At 69.2% G+C, this 19,232-nt stretch carries 20 protein-coding genes; 8 read left to right on the top strand and 12 right to left on the bottom strand.

The genetic code is table 11. From position 1 onward, the window contains the following. The first annotated feature begins 18 nt into the window (after nt 1–18). The gene (locus N5095_RS18850; protein WP_267624719.1) at nt 19–1,311 is read left to right on the top strand and encodes a DUF8130 domain-containing protein; all 1,293 of its coding nucleotides are present in this window, start codon (nt 19–21) and stop codon (nt 1,309–1,311) included. Nucleotides 1,312–1,327: 16 nt separating this feature from the next. Here N5095_RS18850 and N5095_RS18855 read toward each other — a convergent pair whose 3' ends face one another. Continuing rightward, entirely contained in the window at nt 1,328–2,170 is an 843-nt protein-coding gene (locus N5095_RS18855; RefSeq protein WP_267624720.1) for a nucleoside phosphorylase, read from the bottom strand. A 210-nt stretch (nt 2,171–2,380) separates the two neighbouring features. On the opposite strand from N5095_RS18855, the gene N5095_RS18860 reads away from it, so the two are divergent. Then, entirely contained in the window at nt 2,381–4,258 is a 1,878-nt protein-coding gene (locus tag N5095_RS18860) for an L-aspartate oxidase (RefSeq protein WP_267624721.1), read from the top strand. Nucleotides 4,259–4,282: 24 nt separating this feature from the next. On the opposite strand, the gene cdd is transcribed toward N5095_RS18860, so the two are convergent. Continuing rightward, nucleotides 4,283–4,705, bottom strand: a complete 423-nt coding sequence (gene cdd, locus N5095_RS18865; protein WP_267624722.1) for a cytidine deaminase — start codon at nt 4,703–4,705, stop codon at nt 4,283–4,285. A gap of 114 nt (nt 4,706–4,819) precedes the next feature. Here cdd and N5095_RS18870 point away from each other — a divergent pair, with 114 nt between their 5' ends. Both N5095_RS18870 and N5095_RS18875 read left to right on the top strand, forming a co-directional pair. Beyond that, the gene (locus N5095_RS18870; protein ID WP_267624723.1) at nt 4,820–5,146 is read left to right on the top strand and encodes a hypothetical protein; all 327 of its coding nucleotides are present in this window, start codon (nt 4,820–4,822) and stop codon (nt 5,144–5,146) included. 57 nt (nt 5,147–5,203) lie between these two features. Next, nucleotides 5,204–5,440, top strand: a complete 237-nt coding sequence (locus N5095_RS18875; protein WP_267624724.1) for a DUF8142 family protein — start codon at nt 5,204–5,206, stop codon at nt 5,438–5,440. A 25-nt stretch (nt 5,441–5,465) separates the two neighbouring features. Here the strand turns inward: N5095_RS18875 and N5095_RS18880 are convergent, their stop codons facing one another. Next, nucleotides 5,466–6,071 carry a GNAT family N-acetyltransferase gene (locus tag N5095_RS18880; protein ID WP_267624725.1) on the bottom strand — a complete coding sequence of 202 codons (606 nt, stop codon included), beginning with the start codon at nt 6,069–6,071 and terminating at the stop codon, nt 5,466–5,468. Nucleotides 6,072–6,155: 84 nt separating this feature from the next. Next, complete coding sequence (locus N5095_RS18885; RefSeq protein ID WP_267624727.1) at nt 6,156–6,752, bottom strand: hypothetical protein; 597 nt, start codon at nt 6,750–6,752, stop codon at nt 6,156–6,158. 123 nt (nt 6,753–6,875) lie between these two features. On the opposite strand from N5095_RS18885, the gene N5095_RS18890 reads away from it, so the two are divergent. Next, complete coding sequence (locus N5095_RS18890) at nt 6,876–7,211, top strand: DUF5789 family protein (RefSeq protein ID WP_267624728.1); 336 nt, start codon at nt 6,876–6,878, stop codon at nt 7,209–7,211. A 120-nt stretch (nt 7,212–7,331) separates the two neighbouring features. Then, nucleotides 7,332–9,338, top strand: coding sequence for an AMP-binding protein (locus tag N5095_RS18895; protein WP_267624729.1), 2,007 nt, complete (start codon nt 7,332–7,334; stop codon nt 9,336–9,338). A 35-nt stretch (nt 9,339–9,373) separates the two neighbouring features. Here the strand turns inward: N5095_RS18895 and N5095_RS18900 are convergent, their stop codons facing one another. The 4 genes from N5095_RS18900 to N5095_RS18915 form a co-directional block, all read right to left on the bottom strand. Then, nucleotides 9,374–9,940 (bottom strand): GNAT family N-acetyltransferase, encoded by a 567-nt coding sequence (locus N5095_RS18900; protein WP_267624730.1) that lies wholly within the window; start codon nt 9,938–9,940, stop codon nt 9,374–9,376. 57 nt (nt 9,941–9,997) lie between these two features. Further along, complete coding sequence (locus N5095_RS18905) at nt 9,998–10,612, bottom strand: GNAT family N-acetyltransferase (protein ID WP_267624731.1); 615 nt, start codon at nt 10,610–10,612, stop codon at nt 9,998–10,000. A gap of 96 nt (nt 10,613–10,708) precedes the next feature. Beyond that, nucleotides 10,709–11,440: an acyl-CoA synthetase family protein gene (locus N5095_RS18910; protein ID WP_267624732.1), complete on the bottom strand. Its 732-nt coding sequence runs from the start codon at nt 11,438–11,440 to the stop codon at nt 10,709–10,711. 53 nt (nt 11,441–11,493) lie between these two features. After that, nucleotides 11,494–11,814, bottom strand: coding sequence for a cupin domain-containing protein (locus tag N5095_RS18915; RefSeq protein WP_267624733.1), 321 nt, complete (start codon nt 11,812–11,814; stop codon nt 11,494–11,496). Nucleotides 11,815–11,900: 86 nt separating this feature from the next. Here N5095_RS18915 and N5095_RS18920 point away from each other — a divergent pair, with 86 nt between their 5' ends. Together N5095_RS18920 and N5095_RS18925 are read left to right on the top strand one after the other, a co-directional pair. Beyond that, entirely contained in the window at nt 11,901–12,998 is a 1,098-nt protein-coding gene (locus N5095_RS18920) for a DUF2332 domain-containing protein (RefSeq protein ID WP_267624734.1), read from the top strand. 49 nt (nt 12,999–13,047) lie between these two features. Continuing rightward, nucleotides 13,048–14,073, top strand: coding sequence for a hypothetical protein (locus N5095_RS18925; RefSeq protein WP_267624735.1), 1,026 nt, complete (start codon nt 13,048–13,050; stop codon nt 14,071–14,073). A gap of 230 nt (nt 14,074–14,303) precedes the next feature. On the opposite strand, the gene dnaJ is transcribed toward N5095_RS18925, so the two are convergent. The 4 genes from dnaJ to N5095_RS18945 all read right to left on the bottom strand — a co-directional run bounded on the left by dnaJ (nt 14,304) and on the right by N5095_RS18945 (nt 19,231). Next, nucleotides 14,304–15,467 carry a molecular chaperone DnaJ gene (dnaJ, locus tag N5095_RS18930; RefSeq protein ID WP_267624736.1) on the bottom strand — a complete coding sequence of 388 codons (1,164 nt, stop codon included), beginning with the start codon at nt 15,465–15,467 and terminating at the stop codon, nt 14,304–14,306. 270 nt (nt 15,468–15,737) lie between these two features. Beyond that, nucleotides 15,738–15,947: a DUF7835 family putative zinc beta-ribbon protein gene (locus tag N5095_RS18935; protein ID WP_267624737.1), complete on the bottom strand. Its 210-nt coding sequence runs from the start codon at nt 15,945–15,947 to the stop codon at nt 15,738–15,740. A 287-nt stretch (nt 15,948–16,234) separates the two neighbouring features. Then, entirely contained in the window at nt 16,235–18,154 is a 1,920-nt protein-coding gene (gene dnaK / locus N5095_RS18940; protein WP_267624738.1) for a molecular chaperone DnaK, read from the bottom strand. A gap of 336 nt (nt 18,155–18,490) precedes the next feature. Then, a complete protein-coding gene (locus N5095_RS18945) occupies nt 18,491–19,231 on the bottom strand; it encodes a nucleotide exchange factor GrpE (protein WP_308203546.1) in 741 nt (246 codons plus the stop codon). Nucleotide 19,232 lies beyond the last annotated feature (1 nt).

Here is a 19,232-nt window from a genome sequence, read left to right on the forward strand (position 1 = left end):
CTGTCGTCACTCGGTGGTATGCGCCGCCGCCACGCCCTCCAGGCGCTCGTCGCGAGCGCCGGCCTCACCGGCTTCGCCGGCTGTCTCAGCGGTTCGACGCCCGGCGCCGACCCGACCGAAACCGACGACGGCCCGCCCGCATCGGACGGACAGGACGCCCGAACCGACGGCGGCCCGTACTCGGTCGTCGGCGTCGAATCGCCCCAGTACGTCTTCCGCCTCAACGACATGGGCAACTCGCCCGGCGGTCCGGTGCCGACCCTCGACGACCTCGACGCGAGAGAGCGCAGAGTCGTCGACGCGGCCGCCTCCGACGGGTACGAGACGAGCGACCCGCCGACGTGGCTCGTCCGGTTCCTCGCCGGGACGCGGTTCGTCGAGCGAGACGGCGAGTTCCTGCGTCTGCACCACACTCTGCCCACCTACCGTATCGAGGCTGAGGCGGTTACCCGCGACGATGTTCCGGGCGCCGTCGCCGACACGGAGACCTACATGGAGGCGGTGACCTACGACGGCCGCCGCATGTCGGGGCTCCTCCGCATCGCACAGGACGAAGCGAACGGAGCCGCCCTCACCCACGTCTGGCCGTCGCTTCGGGAGCTCTTCGAGACCTACGACGCCGTCGAGTACCACGGCGAGGTCGTCGCCTTCGAGTTGACCGAGGAGGACCCCGGCCCCCCGTACCGCGTCACCGCCGAGCCGGCGTCGTTGTCGGCCGTCGCCGGAGGGTCGGTGTGGAACGTCGGCGAGGAACCGCCGGCCGTTCGCCGAGTCGTCCGTGCGGCCGGGGAGGCCCGCGGGACCTACGCGCTCGACGACCCGCCCGAGGGGTTGATGGAGCACCTCGACGCTCACGAGTACGCCTACCTCGACGGCCGGTTCTACTGGGTCGGCGTCGAGTCACGCGAGCGGCTCCCGCTCGCGATGGACGCGAGGTTCACGGATGAGGGTCGGCTCGAACTGGCCCTCCGGAACCGCGCCGACACCGTGCTCGAACTCATGGTCGGTGCGCCGCGACCGTTCGGGGTCGTGCACTGTCACCCCGAAGGCGACCCCGACGCGCGCCACCTGCTGTGGACCGACGCCTACGAGGAGAGTACCCACGTGAAAACCGAGAGGCGCTCGGTGACGATGGTTCAGGACATCGGTCTGGTGGTCGACCTCTCCCCGGGCGAATCGGTCACCGAGACGTACGAACTCCCCGACCTCTCCCCCGGTCGCTACGTCGTCGACGACACGGTCGCCGTCTCGTTCCCGGACGACCGGGAGGGTGGGACGTTCCCGTACCGGGTGACGTTCGAGGTGCGCTGAGGAGCTACGGGACCGCTCAGAGCGACAGGCCCGCGTGCCAGTGGTCCGCGCCGGCCTCCCGCTTTACCTCGTCCATCCGCGCGAGGTACTTCACCGCGAGGCTCGCCGTCTCGGCCGCCTTCGACTCGCCCTCGGTGCGGAACTCCCCCGTGACGCGGTTGGCGTACACCGAACAGACCGCGCCGGCTCGGAGCCCGTAGATGTTCGCGACGGTGAGGAGCGCCGAGGCTTCCATCTCGATGTTCTTCACGTTGGCCTCGCGGAGGTCGGAAACGAGGTCCTCGGAGCCGGCGGCCTCGAACCCCTCGAAACCCGGGCGGCCCTGCCCGGCGTAGAAGGAGTCGGCGCTCATCGTCAGGCCGACGTGGTAGTCGTGGCCCAGTTCCTCGGCGGCGGCGACGAGCGCGGAGACGACCTCCTCGCTCGCGACGGCGGGGTAGTCCTCGCGGACGTACTCGTCGCTCGTCCCCTCCTGTCGCACGGCGCCGCGGGTGATGACGAGGTCGCCCACGTCCATCCCCTCCTGGATGGCGCCACAGGAGCCGACGCGGATGAAGGTGTCCGCCCCGACGCGGGCGAGTTCCTCGACGGCGATGGCGGCCGAGGGGCTGCCGATGCCGGTCGACGTGACCGAGATGGGGGCGTCGTCGTAGGTCCCCGTCGCGGTGCGGTACTCGCGGTGGGACGCGACCTCCTCGCTGTCGTCCCAGAGGTCGACGACCTTGTCGACGCGCTCGGGGTTGCCCGGGAGCAGGACGCTGTCCGCGACCTCCCCCTCGGCGACCTCGATGTGGTACTGTCGCTCCGCGTTCGGGTCCTCGCTGTCGCCCGTCGAACTCGAACCGTCTCCGTCGCTCATACCGGGCGTCGTCGGGGCGTACACATAACCGTGGCCTTCGCCGGTCGCTTCGGGGCGTGTTGGCCGGAAACGCCGCGGGTGAGAGACTGGAAAAGCTAACGTACGGGTGCTAGCGGCCGCACGCACTTAAACCGGCGTGGGTGTGGCTCACACACGCGCACGCGCGCACGAGCCTCAAGTCCGGACGGGCCTCAGTATCTGGTGAAGCCAATGGTACCTACCGACCGGAACGCGGAGGCGGTGGACCGCGTAGCGGGCGCCGACCGTGATGCCGTCGGCGCCGCCGCCGACCACGACGTCGACATCGACGTCGACTACGAGGAGGTCTCGGTCCCCGTACTCGTCGTCGGCGCCGGTGCGGCGGGCGCGCGGGCCGCCATCGCCCTGCGTCAGAACGGCGTCGAGCCGCTAGTCATCGGCAAGCGGGACCACGGCGACGCCCACACGACGTGGGCCGCCGGCGGCGTGAACGCCGCCCTGGGCACGCACGACCCCGAGGACGACTGGACGATTCACGCCGCCGACACCTTCGACGAGGGCCACTTCGTCAACGACCCGACGGCGGTCGAACTCGTCGCCCGCGAGATGCCGGACCGCATTCGGGAGTTGGCCGACTGGGGGATGCCGTTCGACCGCACGCCGGAGGGCGACATCGACCAGCGATACTTCGGCGCACAGTCGTACCGCCGGACCTGCTTCGTCGGCGACCGCACCGGCGAGGCGATGCTCGACACGCTGGTCGCGAAGGCCCAGGAACTCGAGATTCCCTACCGCGACAACGTGATGGTGACCCGCCTGCTCTCGGACGGCGAGCGCGTCCACGGCGCCGTCGCGTACGACATGGAGGACGGGGGCTTCGTCCTCTTCCGTGCCGACGCCGTCGTCCTCGCCGCGGGCGGGTTCAGCGCCGTCTACGACCGGCACTCCTCCCGCGACGAGGAGAACAACGGCGACGGCCCCGCGCTGGCCTACGAGGCCGGTGCGACGCTGATGGACACCGAGTTCGTCCAGTTCCACCCGACCGGGATGGTCCAGGACCCGGACTGGGAGGACGACTGGGGCGGCCGCCTCGTCACCGAAGCCGTCCGCGGCGAGGGCGGGCGTCTGTTCAACGCCGACGGCGAACGCTTCATGGAGAAGTACTCGCCCGAGCAGATGGAACTCGACGCCCGAGACGTGGTCGCGCGCGCCATCGCCCGGGAGGTGCGCGAGGGCCGCGGCACCGAGAACGGCGGCGTCTTCCTCGACATCTCCCACCGCGAGCGGGAGTTCGTCGAGCGGCGCCTGCCGCGGATGTACGAGCGGTTCAAGTCGTTGGGCATCGACCTCGCCGAGGAGCCGGTGGAGGTCGCCCCCACGGCCCACTACACGATGGGCGGCGTCGACGTGGACTTCCGAACCGGCGAGACGGGCGTGGCGGGGCTGTACGCCGTCGGCGAGACCGTCGCCGGGGTCCACGGCGCGAACCGCCTCGGCGGCAACTCGCTCGCCGAGACCGTGGCCATCGGCAAGCTCGTCGGCGACCACGTCGCGGGCGCCGTCGCGTCGATGGGCGAAGGCGAGAGTCACGACGAGGAGGGCCACGGGGCGCTCCCCGACGGGCTCCGCGCGCTCGCCGAACGCGGGTTCCGCGCGCTCGCCGACCTCGAAGCGTCCGACGGCGACGTCGCGCCCGAGGAGCTCCACGCCGAACTCGGCCGGCTGATGGACGACTGCGCCGGCATCCTCCGCGACGAGGCGCGCCTCCACGAGGGGCTCGACCGGCTCCGTGAGCTTCGTGACCGGACGGGCGACCTCCAAGTCGACGGGGACCGCACGAGCCTCGACTTCGAGTACGCGGTCGACCTCGCGTTCTCGTTCACGATGGCCGAGGCGATTCTCCGCGGCGCGCTCGTCCGCGAGGAGTCGCGCGGTGCCCACTTCCGGTCGGACTTCCCCGAGCGGTCCGAGTCGTGGCGAAAGAACGTCCTCGTCCGCCGCGGTGACCTCGGGATGGCGCTTTCGACCCGGCCCGCCGGACTGCCGAGCGAGGCCGTACAGGAGGCCATCGACGAGGGCCACGAGCTGAGCTACCACCACCTGGAGTAGCCGACGCCGGCTCCGTCCGCCCAGCTACTCGTTCGTCCCCTCGCCCTCCTTCGCCGCGTTCAGCGTGTCCAGCGAGATGGTGTTCGGGATGAGTTCGTCGAGCGTGTACTCCGTCGTCTCCCCGTCGCCCTCGTCACAGACGACGACCATGTCGGCCTCGCCGAACTCGGCGAGGGTCTGTCTACACATCCCGCAGGGGGTGACGCCGTCCTTGACCGCTGAGGTGACGGCGATGCGTTCGAACTCGGTGTGGCCGTTTTTGACGGCCTCGGCGACGGCCACCTCCTCCGCGTGGAGACTGTTGCTGTAGTTCGCGTTCTCGATGTTGCAGCCGACGAACGTCTCGCCGTCGCTCGTCAGCAGGGCGGCGCCGACGCGATACTCGGAGTACGGGACGTAGGCGTCGTCGAGGACGCCGCGTGCGAGTGCTATCAGGTCGTCCGTCATGGCGGCGGCTACGGCGGGGGTCGGTTTATAGCTCGGCGTCGCGGTCGGCCCGCCGGGGACGGCCCGCCGCCGGCTTCGGAAAGAGTCTATACCGTCCGGTCCCGACCCCCGGACGTGAACGGACGAGAGTCGAGCGACGGGACCGGGGGTGAGGCCTCGGACGGATTCGACGCGGCCGACACCGGCGGAAGCCGTTACCGAGGGCGACGCGCGCTTCTGCTCGTCGGGCTGGCCGGCGTGTTGTCCGGCGGGGTCCTCGGCGCGTTCGCCGGGTCGAACAGCGCGGAGACGGTGCCGACGGTCGACCTCTTCGGGCTGGTGACCGTCCAGACGTCGGGGACGACGCTCGGGGTGTTCGGCGCGTTCGTCGGGCTGGCTATCGTCGCGCTCCTGTTCGGGCTGGTGGAGGTCGCGAGCCGGCTCGAAGACCGCGGCGTGTGAGCCGGGGCGAAACCGGGGAAGCGCACCCCTTTTGTCCGCGGCGACCCGACCGACTGTATGGACGGGACCACGGCCGAGGAGAGCACCCCGCCGCAACTCGAGAACGACCGGAACCGGAAGCAGGCGGTGCTGTACACCCTTCCATTCCTCGCCATCGGCCTCGGCTGTGTCGTGCTCCTGTTGCTGTGGGGGTTGGAGCCGCTGTGGGGGTTCGTCATCATCCTGCCCATCCTCTTCTGTTCGATGCTCACCTACATCGTGTTCAGCACCGACTTCCTCGAAGGTCGGACGTGAGCGGGTTCGTCCGGGTTCGAGCGATTCACCGACCGGTGTCGTACTTGTAGGTCGCCTGCTCCGGGTCGATGCCGAAGTCCTCCGCCGACTCCTCGGGTTCGTTCGCCCCCTCCGCCTGTGGTGTCGCGGTCTTGAACGCCTCGCGCAGGCGCTCCGGCATCTCGAACTCGTCGACCGGAAGTCGCATCCCGACGACCTCGCTCCCGTCGTCGGGGGCGCCGTCGCGTTTCTCCGAGAGCCGGTCGCGGATTCGTTCGGGGAGTTCGTCGCCGGTCACCGGCTCGAAGCCGAACTGTGCGAGGAAGTTCGGCGCCGGAGTGAGCGAGTAGACGACGGCGAACCCGTCGGCGGCGGCCTTGTCGACCAGTCGCTCGACGACGTGGGCGCCGACACCCTGCCCGCGCCACGCCGACAGGGTCCCGATGCCGGTGAGCTCACAGCAGTCGTCCGCTTCCTCGCCGTCACCGGCCTTGTGGATTCTGAGTCGTCCGAAGCCGGCCTTCTCGTCGTTCGTCTCGTCGACGGCGATGACGTAGTCCCGCGAGCGGAAGGCCACGTCGTCGAGCCCCATCGCCTCGATGTGGTCCAACAACCAGACCTCGTCGCGGTTCTTGGCGTCGCGGACGTACATGGCAGGAACTAGTCGTGGACGACGAAAAAGCGTTTCCCGCGCTCGAGGGGCGTCCCACTCTCGACGAGCCGGGTTGCCTCCGACTCAGTCTTCGCGGTGTTCGACGCCGACGTAGGCGGACTGTCCGGGCCACTCGGCACCCCGGAGGGAGGCGAGGACGACGCCGACGGCCCGGTGGTTGCCGTCGACGACGAACGGCGGCTCCTCGTCGGCGACGACGACCAGCCCCGGCATCGACTCCCCGTCGGCGACCGCCTCGGCGACGCCGAGGACGGTCTCGAGGTCCTTTTCGAACTCGGCCGCCACGGCGTCGGGGTCCTCGGGGTAGTCGACGCCCGCGGCGGTCTCGGCGTCGTGGACGGTCCGCGCCGCGCTCTCGATACGGTCGTCCTCGGCGACCTCGCGCCACCCCTCGTCGTCGTCGCCCTTGATGACCCGGGTGGCGGCGAGTTCGTCCTCGCGGAGGTCGACGCGGTACCAGTCGAGGTCGCGGTCGTCGAACGTCGCCACCGCTATCGGCTTCCGGCGCAGGAGCGCCGCGAGGCGTTCCTCGGCCGTGAGCGAGCCGACCTCGAGGTCGGGGTCGTCCTCCTCTTCGAGCTCCTCGGCCAACCAGTGGGCGACCACCTCGTCTTCCGGAACCGATGCACCCTCCTCGCGTACCCGTTCGGCGAGCGTCACTGTGTCCCTCCGGTACGACACCCCCGTATACGAGGGCATCGGCCGCGCCGGGTCGAGCGGACGCCCGGCGACCCGCGACGGGGCACACGTTCATCCACTCGGCGAGCGTACTGTGACGGGCAGATGTCACAAGATACACCGGTTCACGACGGCGGCAGCGACGAGCGGGAACAGGGCGTGGAGTTCGGCGACCTCGCCGACGAGTTGGCGGCGGCCGACTACCCCCTCACCCTCGAGGAACTGCTGAGCGAGCACGGCGACGAGACGCTCGTCCTCGGCGACGAGACGACGACGCTCCGCGAGGTGCTCGAACCGCTCGGCGAGGACGAGTACGCGTCCGCCGAGGAGGTCAGGGAGGCCGTCATCGGCATGGTCGGCGACGAGGCGGTCGGCCGGAAGCGCTACAGCGACCGCGGCGGGGAGACGCCCGCCGAGGACGACGAGGACGAGTCGTTCTGAGCGTCTGCCGGCGGTCGGGTCGGATTCGCCGTCCGACTCGGAGTACTCCATCCGCCCCGCGAAACCAACACGGTCGTTCGTTCGGTAAGTTACTTCACATCGGCGACGGAACCGACTCGCATGGACACCGTCCCCGACACCGACGAAGTCGTCCACGTCCCGGACGACGAGTTCGTCGCGTCGACGAACATCGCGCAGTTCATGCGAGCGCACGGCATCGAGGACTACGAGGAGCTCATCGCCCGGACGACCGGCGACGTGCCGGGCGAAGCGGACTCGGGCGTCGACTGGTTCTGGGACACCCTCCCGGACTACCTCGGCATCGACTGGTACACCGAGTACGACACGGTCCGGGACGACAGCGACGGGCCGCAGTTCACCGACTGGTACCCCGGCGGCGAACTGAACATCGCACACAACGCCGTCGACCGCCACGCCGCCCGCGACTCCGGCACCCGAAACTCGGTCGCGACCATCTGGGAGGGCGAGGACGGCGAGGTCCGACAGGTCACCTACCACGAACTGAAACAGGAGGCGAACCGGGTCGCGAACTACCTCGAGTCCGTCGACGTGGACACCGGCGACACCGTCGCGCTGTACATGCCGATGGTGCCCGAGGTCGTCTCCATCCTCTACGGCTGTCTGAAGGTCGGCGCCATCGCCGTTCCGATCTTCTCCGGGTTCGGCGTCGACGCGGTAGCGACCCGCCTCGACGACGCCGACGCGTCAGTCGTGTTCACCGGCGACGGGTTCTACCGCCGGGGCTCCCCGGTGACGCTCAAGGAGACCCTCGACGACGCCATCGACGAGGTCGGCGGTGTCGAGCACACGGTCGTCGTCGACCGCCTCGGCGCGAGCGACCCCGAGAGCGACGTGGACATCGTCTGGACGCTCCGCGACGACTGGTGGCACAAGGTCGTCGACACACAGGACGACGAGTACGACACCAAGGCGCTCCCCTCCGACCAGGAGTCGATGCTGCTGTACTCCTCGGGCACGACCGGGAAGCCGAAGGGCATCGTTCACACCCACGCCGGCATCCAGCTCCAGACGGCAAAGGAGATATACTTCGGCTTCGACCACCGGCCCTCGGACCGGTTCTTCTGGGTCTCGGACATCGGCTGGATGATGGGGCCGTGGACGCTCGTCGGCAACCACACCTTCGGCGGGACGGTGTTCATGTACGAGGGCGCCCCCGACCACCCCGGTCCGGACCGCTTCTGGGAGATGATAGACCGCCACGACCTCACCGTCTTCGGCATCTCGCCGACCGCCATCCGCGCCCTGCGAAAACACGGTGACGGCCCACTGGAGGGCCACGACCTCTCCTCGCTCCGCCTCCTCGGCTCCACGGGCGAGCCGTGGGACCCCGAGTCCTGGATGTGGTTCTACGAGAAGGTCGGCGGCGGCGAGGCGCCCATCATGAACATCTCCGGGGGCACCGAAATCTGTGGCTGCTTCCTCATGCCGCTACCCATCCAGTCGCTCAAGCCGTGCTCGCTCGGCGGGCCGGGGCTCGGGATGGCCGTCGACGTCGTCGACTCGGCGGGCGAGTCCATCGCCGACACGGGCGAGCGCGGCTACCTCGTCGCCCGCGACTCCTGTCCGTCGATGACCAAGAGCCTCTGGGAGGGCGACGAGCGCTACCTGGAGGAGTACTGGTCGACGTGGGAGGACCTCTGGGACCACGGCGACTGGGCCCAGAAGGACGCGGACGGCTTCTGGTTCCTCCACGGCCGCGCCGACGACGCGCTCAACGTGGCCGGCCGGAAGGTCGGCCCCGCCGAGGTGGAAGGGGCGCTCATCGAACACCGCGCCGTGAACCAGGCCGCCGCCGTTGGCGTCCCCGACGAGACGACCGGGACCGCCGTCGTCGCCTACGTCGTGCTCGAAGACGGCGTCGAGGCGAGCGACGACCTCCGCGAGAAGCTCCGGAACGTCGTCGGCGACGAACTCGGCAAGCCGTTCCGCCCGCGGGAGGTGCTGTTCGTCGAGGAGTTCCCGAAGACGCAGTCGGGCAAGATTATCCGTCGGGCCATCTCCGCCATCTACCAGGGCGAGGAGCTCGGCGACATGAGCAGTATCGAGAACCCCGACTCGCTGGAGAAGGTCGAGCAGGCGTCGTAGCGTTCACCGCCGTCCCGACCCGCTCTCCTCGTCCGTCACTCCCGGGCCTCCCACTCCCGCCGGAGCAGGCCGTACTTCACGGCGTCGCGGTACTCCCCGTCGACGAACCGGACCTCGCGACCCCGGCCCTCGCGCTCGAAGCCGAGGGTCTCGATGAGCCCCTGTGAGGCCTCGTTGAAGTCGTAAGCGTCGGCGCCGAGGCTGTGGAGGTCGTAGGTCCGAAAGAGGTGGTCGAGAAAGAGCGTGGCCGCCTCCTTCCCGTACCCCTGGCCGTGGTGCTCGGGGACGAGCCACCACGCAAGCGAGGCGCGGTCCCAGCGGATGTGTCGAGCCATCACGGCGCCGATGGGTTCGACGTCGTCGTCCTCGTCGGGGTGGCCGACCGGGGCGTCGTCGTCTTCGAGACAGACGAGGAACTGGACGTTGTCGTCGTCGCCGTCGGTGATGTGCTCTTCCGTCTCGTGTTCGGTGTTCGGCGACACGGTGCCGAGGAGGTAGCGGATGTCGGGGTCGGTGCTGCCGCGCTGGAGGAAGCGGGCGTCCTCCTTCTCGGCGGTTCGAAGCGAGAGACGGTCGCCGCGTTCGACGATGGGACCGGGCATACGTCGAACGTCCACCGAGTGCCCATTAGACCTTTCCGGAAACGGGATTCAGTAGGATTACCGACTAACCAGGTCGGCCAGCGGTCCCGTCTCCGCCCACTCCCTCCTGAGCATGCCGTAGTGGCACACGTCGACGTACTCGCCGCGGACGAAGCGAGCCTCCCGGAAGCGACCCTCCTCCTCGAAGCCGAGTTTCCGAGCGACGCCGCGGGAGCCTTGGTTGAAGTCGAACGCGCGGATGTGCATCCGGTGGGTCGGGAACGACTCGAACACGTAGTCGGCGAAGCGAGCGATGCTCTCGGTGCCGTACCCCTCGCCCTGGTACTCGGGGACGAACCAGTAGACGAGTTCGGTGCGGTCCCAGCGGACGCCCTTGGCGGCGACCATCCCGATGGGTACGGGTCCGTCGTCGTCGGCCTCGCCGTCCCCCTCGGGTTCGTCCTCGTCCTCCCCGTCCGCGCCCTCGACGCAGACGAGCAGGCTGACGCCCTTGTCGTTCTCGACCCACTCTTCGATGTTCGACTCGGCCTGGTTCTCGTTCTCGGGCATGCTCGACCCGAGCGGGACGCGAATCTCGGGGTCGGCCGACGAGCGTTGCATGAACGCGGCGTCGTCGCGCTCGACCGTCCGAAGCGTGACACGGTCGCCGTGGAGGACGGCTGGTCCTGGCATGTGCCGAGGGTCACGCCGTCCCGCTATAACGGTTGTTCGACAGCGGTTCACAGTGACACGGCGGGGTACTCCTCCGTGCACCGGTCCCGAACCGCGCTATCCGTCGAACACGTCGGCTCCGACCACGACGACCGATTCCGGGACTCCCGCTGTCTCCTCGGTCGAACCGACTACGGCTACGTCCGCCGGTTCGGGGTCGTCGCCGGCGACGATGGTCCCACCGGCGAGGAGCGGCGCGACGAGACCGGCGACGACGGTCCCCGGACGCTCGAGTGTGCCGCGGACGGCTACCTGCGTCTCTGCGTCGAGGCCGAAGTCGCCGACGATGAACTCGGCCCTGTCGAGCGTCTCACGGTGGCTCAGGGTCGTCTCGTCGTCGCCGGCGACGAGCACGGGGTCGTCGGGACTCACGTCGTACGGCGGGATAGCGGGGTTCTCGCTCCACACGTCGGTCTCCCAGTGAATCGTCCCCGGCCGTTCGGGGCGGTCGCCGTAGACGAACAGTTTGCTCCCCGGTGTGAGTTCGTGGTCGTCCTCCGCGGCGGTCGGCACCAGCACCGCCCGGGCGTCGCTAGCCGGACGCGGGCCGAACCGTGTGACGGCGCCTATCGACGCCGCCCCGAGGAAGGTGAGAACGGGTGCCGGGTGGGCGACGGCCGCGACCTCGACGTGCCGGCCGGCGGCGACGCCGTAGTGACGGAGGACGTTGCCGGCCTTCCACGCCGTCGTACAGAGGTCGTGATAGGAGTACGACTCCGCGCCGTCGAGCCGGAAGGCGGGGCGGTCGCTCCGGCGCTCTCGGGCGACGAGCTCTCCGAGGACGTTCATGTCCCGAGTCGGGACGGAGCCGGCAAAAGAGCGCCGCTCCGGTCCCTCGGAGCTCAGGGTGCCCCGGCGACGACGAACCGCGCCGGCTGGTCGCCGACGTGGAGCTGTCGCAGCGCGTCCGGCGACACCCGAACCGCGTCACCCGGCGCGAGGTCGACCGTCTTACCGTCGACCGTCATCGTGGCCTTCCCCTCCAGCAGGAGGTACACCTCCTCGTGGTTCTTCTCGCGGTGGTGGTGCTCTTTTCCCTCCCAGCCGGGGTCGCACTCGACGACGGTGACCCCCAGCGACTCGCAGTCGAGGGCGTCGCGCATGAAGTACATCCCCTCGCCGACCTCGTCGACGTCGCGGTAGTTGACCTTCGTGTGGGCCATGTCACCGAGGTACGTGCTCGGGCGGGAAGTAACTTCGCGGCGTCACGTCGGGTGGAGTTATGGCCGCCCGGTGCGTCGGCGGCGTCGTGACCCCCGCACCGAACCCCGATGTCGGCTCCGACGCCGACCCGCATCCGTCCCTGGCGGCCGACTTCGAGCGCTTCGCCGACTGGTGTGTGGGCACCTCACCGCTGTACGAGCGCCTCTCTCGGGTCGTCGCCGCCGACGGGGACCTCCTCGCCGTCGCCGCCGCCGTGCCAGCGGGCAAGACGCCCCCGAATATGCTGTTCGCTGCCGTCCAGTTCCTTCTGCTCCGCGACGCGGACCACCGACTCGGCGAGTACTACCCGAGTGTCGCGGCCGACGCGGGGTCGGCCGCTCCGGTCGACGACGACCTCGCCGCCGCCTTCCGCGAGTTCGTCCTCGACCACGAGGCGGACCTGCGCGAAGTGTTCGACACCCACCGCACGCAGACCAACGCCGTCCGGCGCTGTGCGGCGCTGCTTCCCGCCTTCGAGTACGTCTCTCGACGGGTCGACCGCGAGCCGCTGGCGCTCGTCGAGGTCGGTCCGAGCGCCGGGCTCAACCTCGTCTGGGACCGCTATCGCTACGAGTACGGCGACGCCGGCGCGTTCGGCGACGCGGACGCGACGGCCACCGTCGACTCCCGGGTCCGCGGCGGGTCACCGCCGTTCCCGGACCCGCCGGAGGCGGTCCCCGAGGTGACCTCCCGCGTCGGCGTCGACCTCTCGCCGTTAGACGTGACCGACGCCGACGACGTCGCCTGGCTCCGCGCGCTCGTGTGGCCGGAGCACCGGGACCGCCACGCGCTCCTCCGAGACGCCGTCGAAGTCGCCGCCGCGGACCCGCCCGAGTTGGTCGCGGGCGACGCCCTCGACACCGTCCCGGAACTCGTCGCCGAGATTCCCGACGACACACCGGTCTGTCTGTTCGACACCAACGTCCGCTACCAGTTCGACGAGTCGATGCGCGAGCGCTACGACGCCGTCGTGGCCGACCTCGGCACAGATAGAGAACTCCACTGGCTCACCGGCGACGAGGGGGTTATCGACGAGGAGGCAATCTACCTCGACCACGCCGCCGTCCGCGACGGCGACCTCAACTGGACACGGCTGGCGACGTACCAGCAGCACGGCCGCTGGGTGGAGTGGCTAGCGGCCTGACCCACTGTGCGGGGGAAGACATTTGTCCCGATTTCGAGAACTGTGCGGCGTGCCCTCCACTCACAGCACGCGACGGCGGTTTCTGACGACGGTAGCGGCGCTCGGGCTGGCGACCGGAAGCGGGTGTGCAGGCGTCGCTCCCTCGTTCGGTGACGGCAGCGGTGACGACAGCAACGGCGGCGGGACGACGCTCTCGCTCGACCTGCACCGGTTCGACGGGTCGCTGGCGGCCCGACACGTCGTCGCCCTGAGCGAGACCCGGCCGTCCTGGGACGAGACGGCGTTCGAGGCCGCGCTGAACGGCTCCGACTACACGCTCCGTGGTCGGCTGCCGTTCCCGGGGAGTTCCGAGGACCGACCACAGTACGTACGCCGGAACGGGACCTACTACCGACTCGACTCGGTCGTCGTCGGCCAGGAGACGGTCACGCACCCGGTACTTCGTCTCTACACGGTCGGTCGGCTCACCGAACTCGACGACCCGCCCGAGCACGTCTCCAAGGAGTCCCTCCCCGAGATGGACGCGCGGGCGGTAGAGGTCGCTCAGATGGCGGCACGAGCGCGGGGGAACGTCGGTGGGGTCCCGTGGGGGTTGGTCGAACGCGGTGGCACGGTCTACCGCAGCGACGACGCGGAGGCGCAGAGCGAACTACTCGGCCCCGACGCACCGAGCCACGTCTCCTACCGCGACCGACTCTACCGCATCGAGGTCACGAGAGAGACGTTCCACGAGACCGTCCGTCGGCCGGACGTCGACCCGGTTGCCGAGACGGACACCGAACTCGAATCGGTGCTTCGGGGTCGGCTCGTCGACGCAACTCTCGACCCCGACGCCCTCTCGCCCGACGAGCGTCGGATTCTGGAGACCGCGGAGTCGAGCCGGGGGTACGAGGCGACCCATCCCTTCCCGGAGCCTCTCGTCTCTCTGTTGAAGAGACTCGGTCACTACGCGTACGTCGACGGCAACGTCGCCAAGGATGCCGGCGTCGACCCCGATGGCGGACGACACCTGCTGCGGTACGGCGGCGGGTACGCCGAGTACTCGCTACGGCTCGACGGAGGTGGAGACAACTGAAACGGGGAACTCACCGACCGCGGAGAGAGCGAGGGCCCCGTGGACCGAGACAAGGCAGAACGGAGCGGTGCGGTGTGGTGCGGAGTGGGGCAGAGTCGATGCGGGACGGTGGGTCGTGCGTGTCGCACCGCGAGCGAGGGCCGGAGGCCCGAGCGAGCGGGTCTTTTTGGTCGAGCTTTTTGCGCCGAGTGGTGGGCGCGCAGCGGCCACCCGAGGTGTAAAAAGGTCGGTTATAGGGAGTTCTTGATCTTCTCGAAGAAGCCTTCCTTGACCTCGACCTCGTCGCCGCCGGCCTCGGCGAACTGCTTGAGGGCTTCCTTCTGCTCTTTGTTCATGTCCTGTGGCGTGACGACCTGGACGGTGACGTAGAGGTCGCCGTCGCCGCGGCGGCGGAGGCGGGGCATCCCCTTGCCTTTCAGACGGAAGCGCTCGCCGCTCTGGGTCCCCTCGGGGACGTCGAACTCGACGGTGCCGTCGAGGGTCTCGATGGTGAGGGTGTCGCCGAAGACGGCCTGCGGGAAGGAGACGGCGGCCTGGTGGTAGAGGTCGTCGCCGTCGCGCTCGAACTCGTCGTGGGGTTCGACGGTGATTTCGACGAGCAGGTCGCCCTTCGGCCCGCCGTTCTCGCCGGGGGCGCCCTCGCGCTCCATCCGGAGGGTCTGGCCGTCGCGGATGCCGGCCGGCACCTCGACGGTGAGGGTCGCCTCCTCGCGAACCATCCCCTCGCCGCCGCAGGTCGAACAGGACTCGTCGTACAGTTCGCCCTCGCCGCCACAGCGCCGGCAGGTCTGAGTCTGCTGCATCCGGCCGAACGGGGTCTGCTGGACGGTCGTCTGCTGTCCCTCCCCGTTACACTGGGGACACGTCTCCACGTCGGCGTCGGGCGGGTGCCCCTCCCCGTCGCAGTCGGGGCAGGTCTCGGGCCGGGTGATGGTCATGTTCGTCTCGACGCCGTCGTAGGCGTCCTGCAGGTCGATGGTCAGGGAGGTGCGGAGGTCGGCGCCCTGTCGGGGTCGGTTGCCGCCGCCCCCGCCGCGGCCACCGCCGCCGAAGATGTTGTTGAAGAGGTCCTCGAAGCCGCCGGCGCCGTTGCCGCCCATCCCGCCCATGCCGCCGAAGGGGTTGCCGCCGCCCCCGCTGCGACCGCCGTCGAAGCCGCCCTGCTTCTGAGCCTGTTCGAAGCGGTCGTGACCGAGTCGGTCGTACGCGGAGCGTTTCTCCTCGTCGGAGAGCACCTCCTTCGCCTTCTTGACTTTCTGGAACTTCTCCTGTGCGTTCGGGTCGTCGCTGACGTCCGGGTGGTACTCGCGGGCCTTCTCCCGGTAGGCGTCCTTGATCTCGTCCTCGCCGGCGTCCCGCGACACCCCGAGCACGTCGTAGAAGTCCTCGCTCATCGGTTGTGTCGCCTGTAATCCGGCGAGATACTTGAAAAGCGCGCTTGTCGGTGAAACGGACGGAGCCACCACGCTCCGCCCGAACCGTTCGCGTCGCGGCGTCCGCCTCGGCGGGGACGCCGCAGGTGACACACCATCGGTCGGCCACCACGCCGCCGATTCGACCGGTCGCCGCCGCGTGGCGGGCCTCTCGCCCGCACGGCCTGCGTCCGGTCACCACAGCCGGTTCCGGCCGGCGACGTGCCGGCCGCGTCGTCGACCCTATCGGGTCTACGTCTGTCGCTCGAACGACTGCTCGCCGCAGCGTCGACACGTCGTCACCCGACACGGCGTCCGTGCGAACTTCTCGTTCTCGTCGCGGACGCGGTCGTTGTGAGTCGCTTCGAGTTCGATACTCACGTCGTGTGGGGTCTGCTCGTCGCAGTTCGCACAGCGCTCCGCCTGATACTCCGTCGCCGTACTGCTGGATTGTGTCGTCATGGTTGGCATTCCGGAACGAGGAGCCGATATGCGACCCGCGCTCGGGTGCGCGAGCGTCGCCGCGGTCCCGTCACAGGGACGGACGCACAGTGTAGACGACTCGTCCACTACTGGCCAACGCCTCCTCCCGGATAGGTCGTGGCCCTACACAGTTAAGCGATAGTTGGAAAAGCGAACGGTGTCGACGGGTTCGCGGAACCCGGTCCCCGGCGTCGACCGGTTCGGGCCGCGGAGGCCGGATTCGGCGCGCGACTGGTCGTCGTCCGAGTCGACGGTTCGTCGGACGGTTACGCGTCGTTCTCGTCGTCGTCCACGTCCTCGAAGTCGGCGTCGACGTATTCGTCGTCGCCGGCGTCCGCGTCGCCGCCCACGTCGCCCATATCACCCATACCGCCGGCACCTGCGCCGGCGCCACCGGGGCCGCCCGCGGCGCCGCCCGCACCGCCGGGGCCGGCCTGGGCCTGCTGCTGGTACATCTGCTTGCCGATCTCCTGGAGTTCCTTCGAGAGTGTCTCGACGGCCTCCTCGATCTCCTCGGTGTCGGCGTCGTCGTCCTCGAGGACGGCCTCCACGTCCTCGATGGAGCCCTCGATGTCCTCGCGGAGGTCGTCGTCGACGTTCTCCTCGTTCTCCTCCAGCAGGGTCCGGGCGCGCTGGACCGTGCTCTCGGCCTCGTTGCGGGCCTCGATGCGCTGGCGGCGCTCCTGGTCCTCTTCGGCGTGCTCCTCGGCCTCCTGCTGCATCCGGTCGATCTCCTCGTCGGAGAGGCCGGCGCCGCCCTCGATGGTGATGTCCTCGACGTTGCCGGAGCCTTTGTCTTCGGCCGAGACGTTGACGATGCCGTTCTCGTCGATGTTGAACGTCACCTCGATCTGGGGCGTGCCGGCGGGCGCGGGCGGGATGCCCGTGAGTTGGAACTCGCCGAGCAGCTCGTTGCTCTCGGCCATCTCGCGCTCGCCTTGGAAGACGCGGACCTGCACCGAGGTCTGGTTGTCCGCGGCCGTGGTGAATATCTTCGACTCCTCGGTCGGGATGGTGGTGTTCTTCTCGATGAGACGCTCGAACAGCCCGCCCTTCACCTCGATACCGAGGCTGAGCGGCGTCACGTCGAGCAGGACGATGTCGTCGACCTCGCCGCCGAGCACGCCGCCCTGGATGGCCGCGCCGAGCGCGACCGCCTCGTCGGGGTTGACGTTCTTCTTCGGCTCCTGGCCGATGAGCTCCGTCACCTTCTCCTGGACCTGCGGCATCCGGGTCGAGCCGCCGACGAGGATGACCTCGTCGATGTCCTCCTTCGAGTAGCCGGCGTCGGAGAGCGCCTGCTCGGTCGGCTCGACGGTGCGCTCGATGAGGTCGGAGGTGAGCGACTCGAACTTCGCGCGGGTGAGGCTCTGTTCGAGGTGGATGGGGCCCGAATCGGTGGCCGTGACGAACGGGAGGTTGATGTCGGTCTCCTTCCGGCTGGAGAGTTCGATCTTGGCCTCCTCCGCGGCGTCGCGGAGGCGCTGAAGCGCCTGGCGGTCCTCGCGGAGGTCGACGCCGTGGTCGTTTTGGAACTCGTCGGCGAGGTGGTCGATGATGGCCTCGTCCCAGTCGTCGCCCCCGAGGTCGTTGTCCCCGTTGGTCGCGACGACCTCGTAGACGCCGCCGCCGAGGTCGAGGACGGAGACGTCGAACGTGCCGCCCCCGAGGTCGTACACGAGGACGGTCTGGTCGGAGTCGTCGTCGAGGCCGTAGGCCATCGAGGCGGCGGTCGGCTCGTTGATGATGCGCTCGACCTCGAAACCGGCGATTTCCCCGGCGTCCTTCGTCGCCTGGCGCTGGCGGTCGTTGAAGTACGCGGGCACCGTGATGACCGCCTTCTCCACGTCGTCGCCGAGGTAGTCCTCGGCGTCGCGCTTGATCTTCTGGAGGATCATCGCCGAGAGCTGCTCGGGGGTGTAGTCCTCCCCGTCTATCTCGACGCTGTAGTCGTCCTCGCCCATGTGGCGCTTGATGGAGCGGATGGTGCGCTCGGGGTTCTGGACTGCCTGGTTCTTCGCGGGTTTCCCGACGAGTCGCTCACCGTCGTCGGTGAACGCGACGACGGAGGGCGTCGTCCGGTCACCTTCGCCGTTGACGATGATCTCGGGGTCGCCACCCTCCATCACCGCGAACGCGCTGTTCGTGGTACCGAGGTCGATACCGAGAATCTTGTTGCTCGCCATCTTGTGCGGGTTTACCGGCTTCCGGCGGTTAAACGTTACTAGATGGGGCGACAGCACCGGGGCGACGACCTCGCTCCCGTCGTGCGGTTTTCCGTGTGAGTCGTCGCCACAGGTCGGGGGATTTTTATCGAAGTGCGAGCCGCGTCACGACGACGCCCGAGTCGGGTCGCGATAAGAGTCGACACCGGTCGTTCGTGGCGTCTCGACGGCCGACTACGTCCTCGGGAGCGAGTCGCCGCTCGACACACTCGGCTCGAGGCGCGGAGCGTGGGAAGTGGGTGATGAAACGTAGAACGGCGAACGCCGAACCTCCGTCAGTCGATTCCGGGTTCGGGCCTACTCCTCGTCGCCCTTGCTCACCGTCACCTGCGCGGCGCGGATGACCTTGTCGGCCATCTCGTACCCCGGCTGGTACACGTCCTCGACGGTGCCCTCGGGCTGGTCGCTGTCGACGCGCATCATCACCTCGTGTCGCTGGGGGTCGGTCTCGGTGCCCGGTTCGGGCTCGATGACCTCGACGTTCTCCGACTCGAGCAGGCGGTCGAACTCCGAGAGCGTCGATTCGAGGCCGCCGCGGATGTCGGCGTCCGCGTCCTGGTCGAGCGCGCGCACGAGGTTGTCGCGCACCTTTACGACCTGCGAGACGAAGTCCTCGGTGGCGCGCTCCTTTATCTGGGCCTGCTTCTTCTTCGTCCGCTTCTTGTAGTTCTGGAAGTCTGCCTGCTTGCGCTTGAGGGAGTTCTCCAGTTCGGCGACGCGCTCCTCGCGGTCCTGCAGGCGGTCGTCGACGGCCGCGAGTTCGGACTCGAGTTCGGCCACGCGGTCGCCCAGGTCGAGCACCTCACGGGCGAGTTCCTCGTCGTACTCGGCGACGCGGTTCGCGAGGTCGTCGCCGGGGTGCCCCTCGGTCTCCTCGGCCGACGAGGCCTCGGCGCCGGCGCCGTCGGCGGGCGCCTCCGCGGCGTCGAAGTCGAACTGGCCGTCACGGTCGGCACCGTCCTGTTCACGACCCGCGTCGCGAGTCTCGTCCGCTCGTTTCTCTGCCGGGTCGGCACCGTCGGCGGCGTCGTCGCTCATG

This window comes from Halobium salinum (genome assembly GCF_026586625.1).
In the GTDB taxonomy this organism is placed as follows: Archaea; Halobacteriota; Halobacteria; order Halobacteriales; family Haloferacaceae; genus Halobium; species Halobium salinum.

Bases quoted from the DNA above. Each gene is read 5' to 3' on its own strand.
- N5095_RS18935 (WP_267624737.1), bottom strand. From the start codon at position 15,947: ATGACGACACAATCCAGCAGTACGGCGACGGAGTATCAGGCGGAGCGC.
- N5095_RS18890 (WP_267624728.1), top strand. From the start codon at position 6,876: ATGTCACAAGATACACCGGTTCACGACGGCGGCAGCGACGAGCGGGAA.
- N5095_RS18850 (WP_267624719.1), top strand. From the start codon at position 19: ATGCGCCGCCGCCACGCCCTCCAGGCGCTCGTCGCGAGCGCCGGCCTC.
- N5095_RS18945 (WP_308203546.1), bottom strand. From the start codon at position 19,231: ATGAGCGACGACGCCGCCGACGGTGCCGACCCGGCAGAGAAACGAGCG.
- cdd (WP_267624722.1), bottom strand. From the start codon at position 4,705: ATGACGGACGACCTGATAGCACTCGCACGCGGCGTCCTCGACGACGCC.
- N5095_RS18855 (WP_267624720.1), bottom strand. From the start codon at position 2,170: ATGAGCGACGGAGACGGTTCGAGTTCGACGGGCGACAGCGAGGACCCG.
- N5095_RS18915 (WP_267624733.1), bottom strand. From the start codon at position 11,814: ATGGCCCACACGAAGGTCAACTACCGCGACGTCGACGAGGTCGGCGAG.
- dnaK (WP_267624738.1), bottom strand. From the start codon at position 18,154: ATGGCGAGCAACAAGATTCTCGGTATCGACCTCGGTACCACGAACAGC.
- N5095_RS18910 (WP_267624732.1), bottom strand. From the start codon at position 11,440: ATGAACGTCCTCGGAGAGCTCGTCGCCCGAGAGCGCCGGAGCGACCGC.
- N5095_RS18880 (WP_267624725.1), bottom strand. From the start codon at position 6,071: ATGTACGTCCGCGACGCCAAGAACCGCGACGAGGTCTGGTTGTTGGAC.
- N5095_RS18905 (WP_267624731.1), bottom strand. From the start codon at position 10,612: ATGCCAGGACCAGCCGTCCTCCACGGCGACCGTGTCACGCTTCGGACG.
- N5095_RS18860 (WP_267624721.1), top strand. From the start codon at position 2,381: ATGGTACCTACCGACCGGAACGCGGAGGCGGTGGACCGCGTAGCGGGC.
- dnaJ (WP_267624736.1), bottom strand. From the start codon at position 15,467: ATGAGCGAGGACTTCTACGACGTGCTCGGGGTGTCGCGGGACGCCGGC.
- N5095_RS18900 (WP_267624730.1), bottom strand. From the start codon at position 9,940: ATGCCCGGTCCCATCGTCGAACGCGGCGACCGTCTCTCGCTTCGAACC.
- N5095_RS18895 (WP_267624729.1), top strand. From the start codon at position 7,332: ATGGACACCGTCCCCGACACCGACGAAGTCGTCCACGTCCCGGACGAC.
- N5095_RS18875 (WP_267624724.1), top strand. From the start codon at position 5,204: ATGGACGGGACCACGGCCGAGGAGAGCACCCCGCCGCAACTCGAGAAC.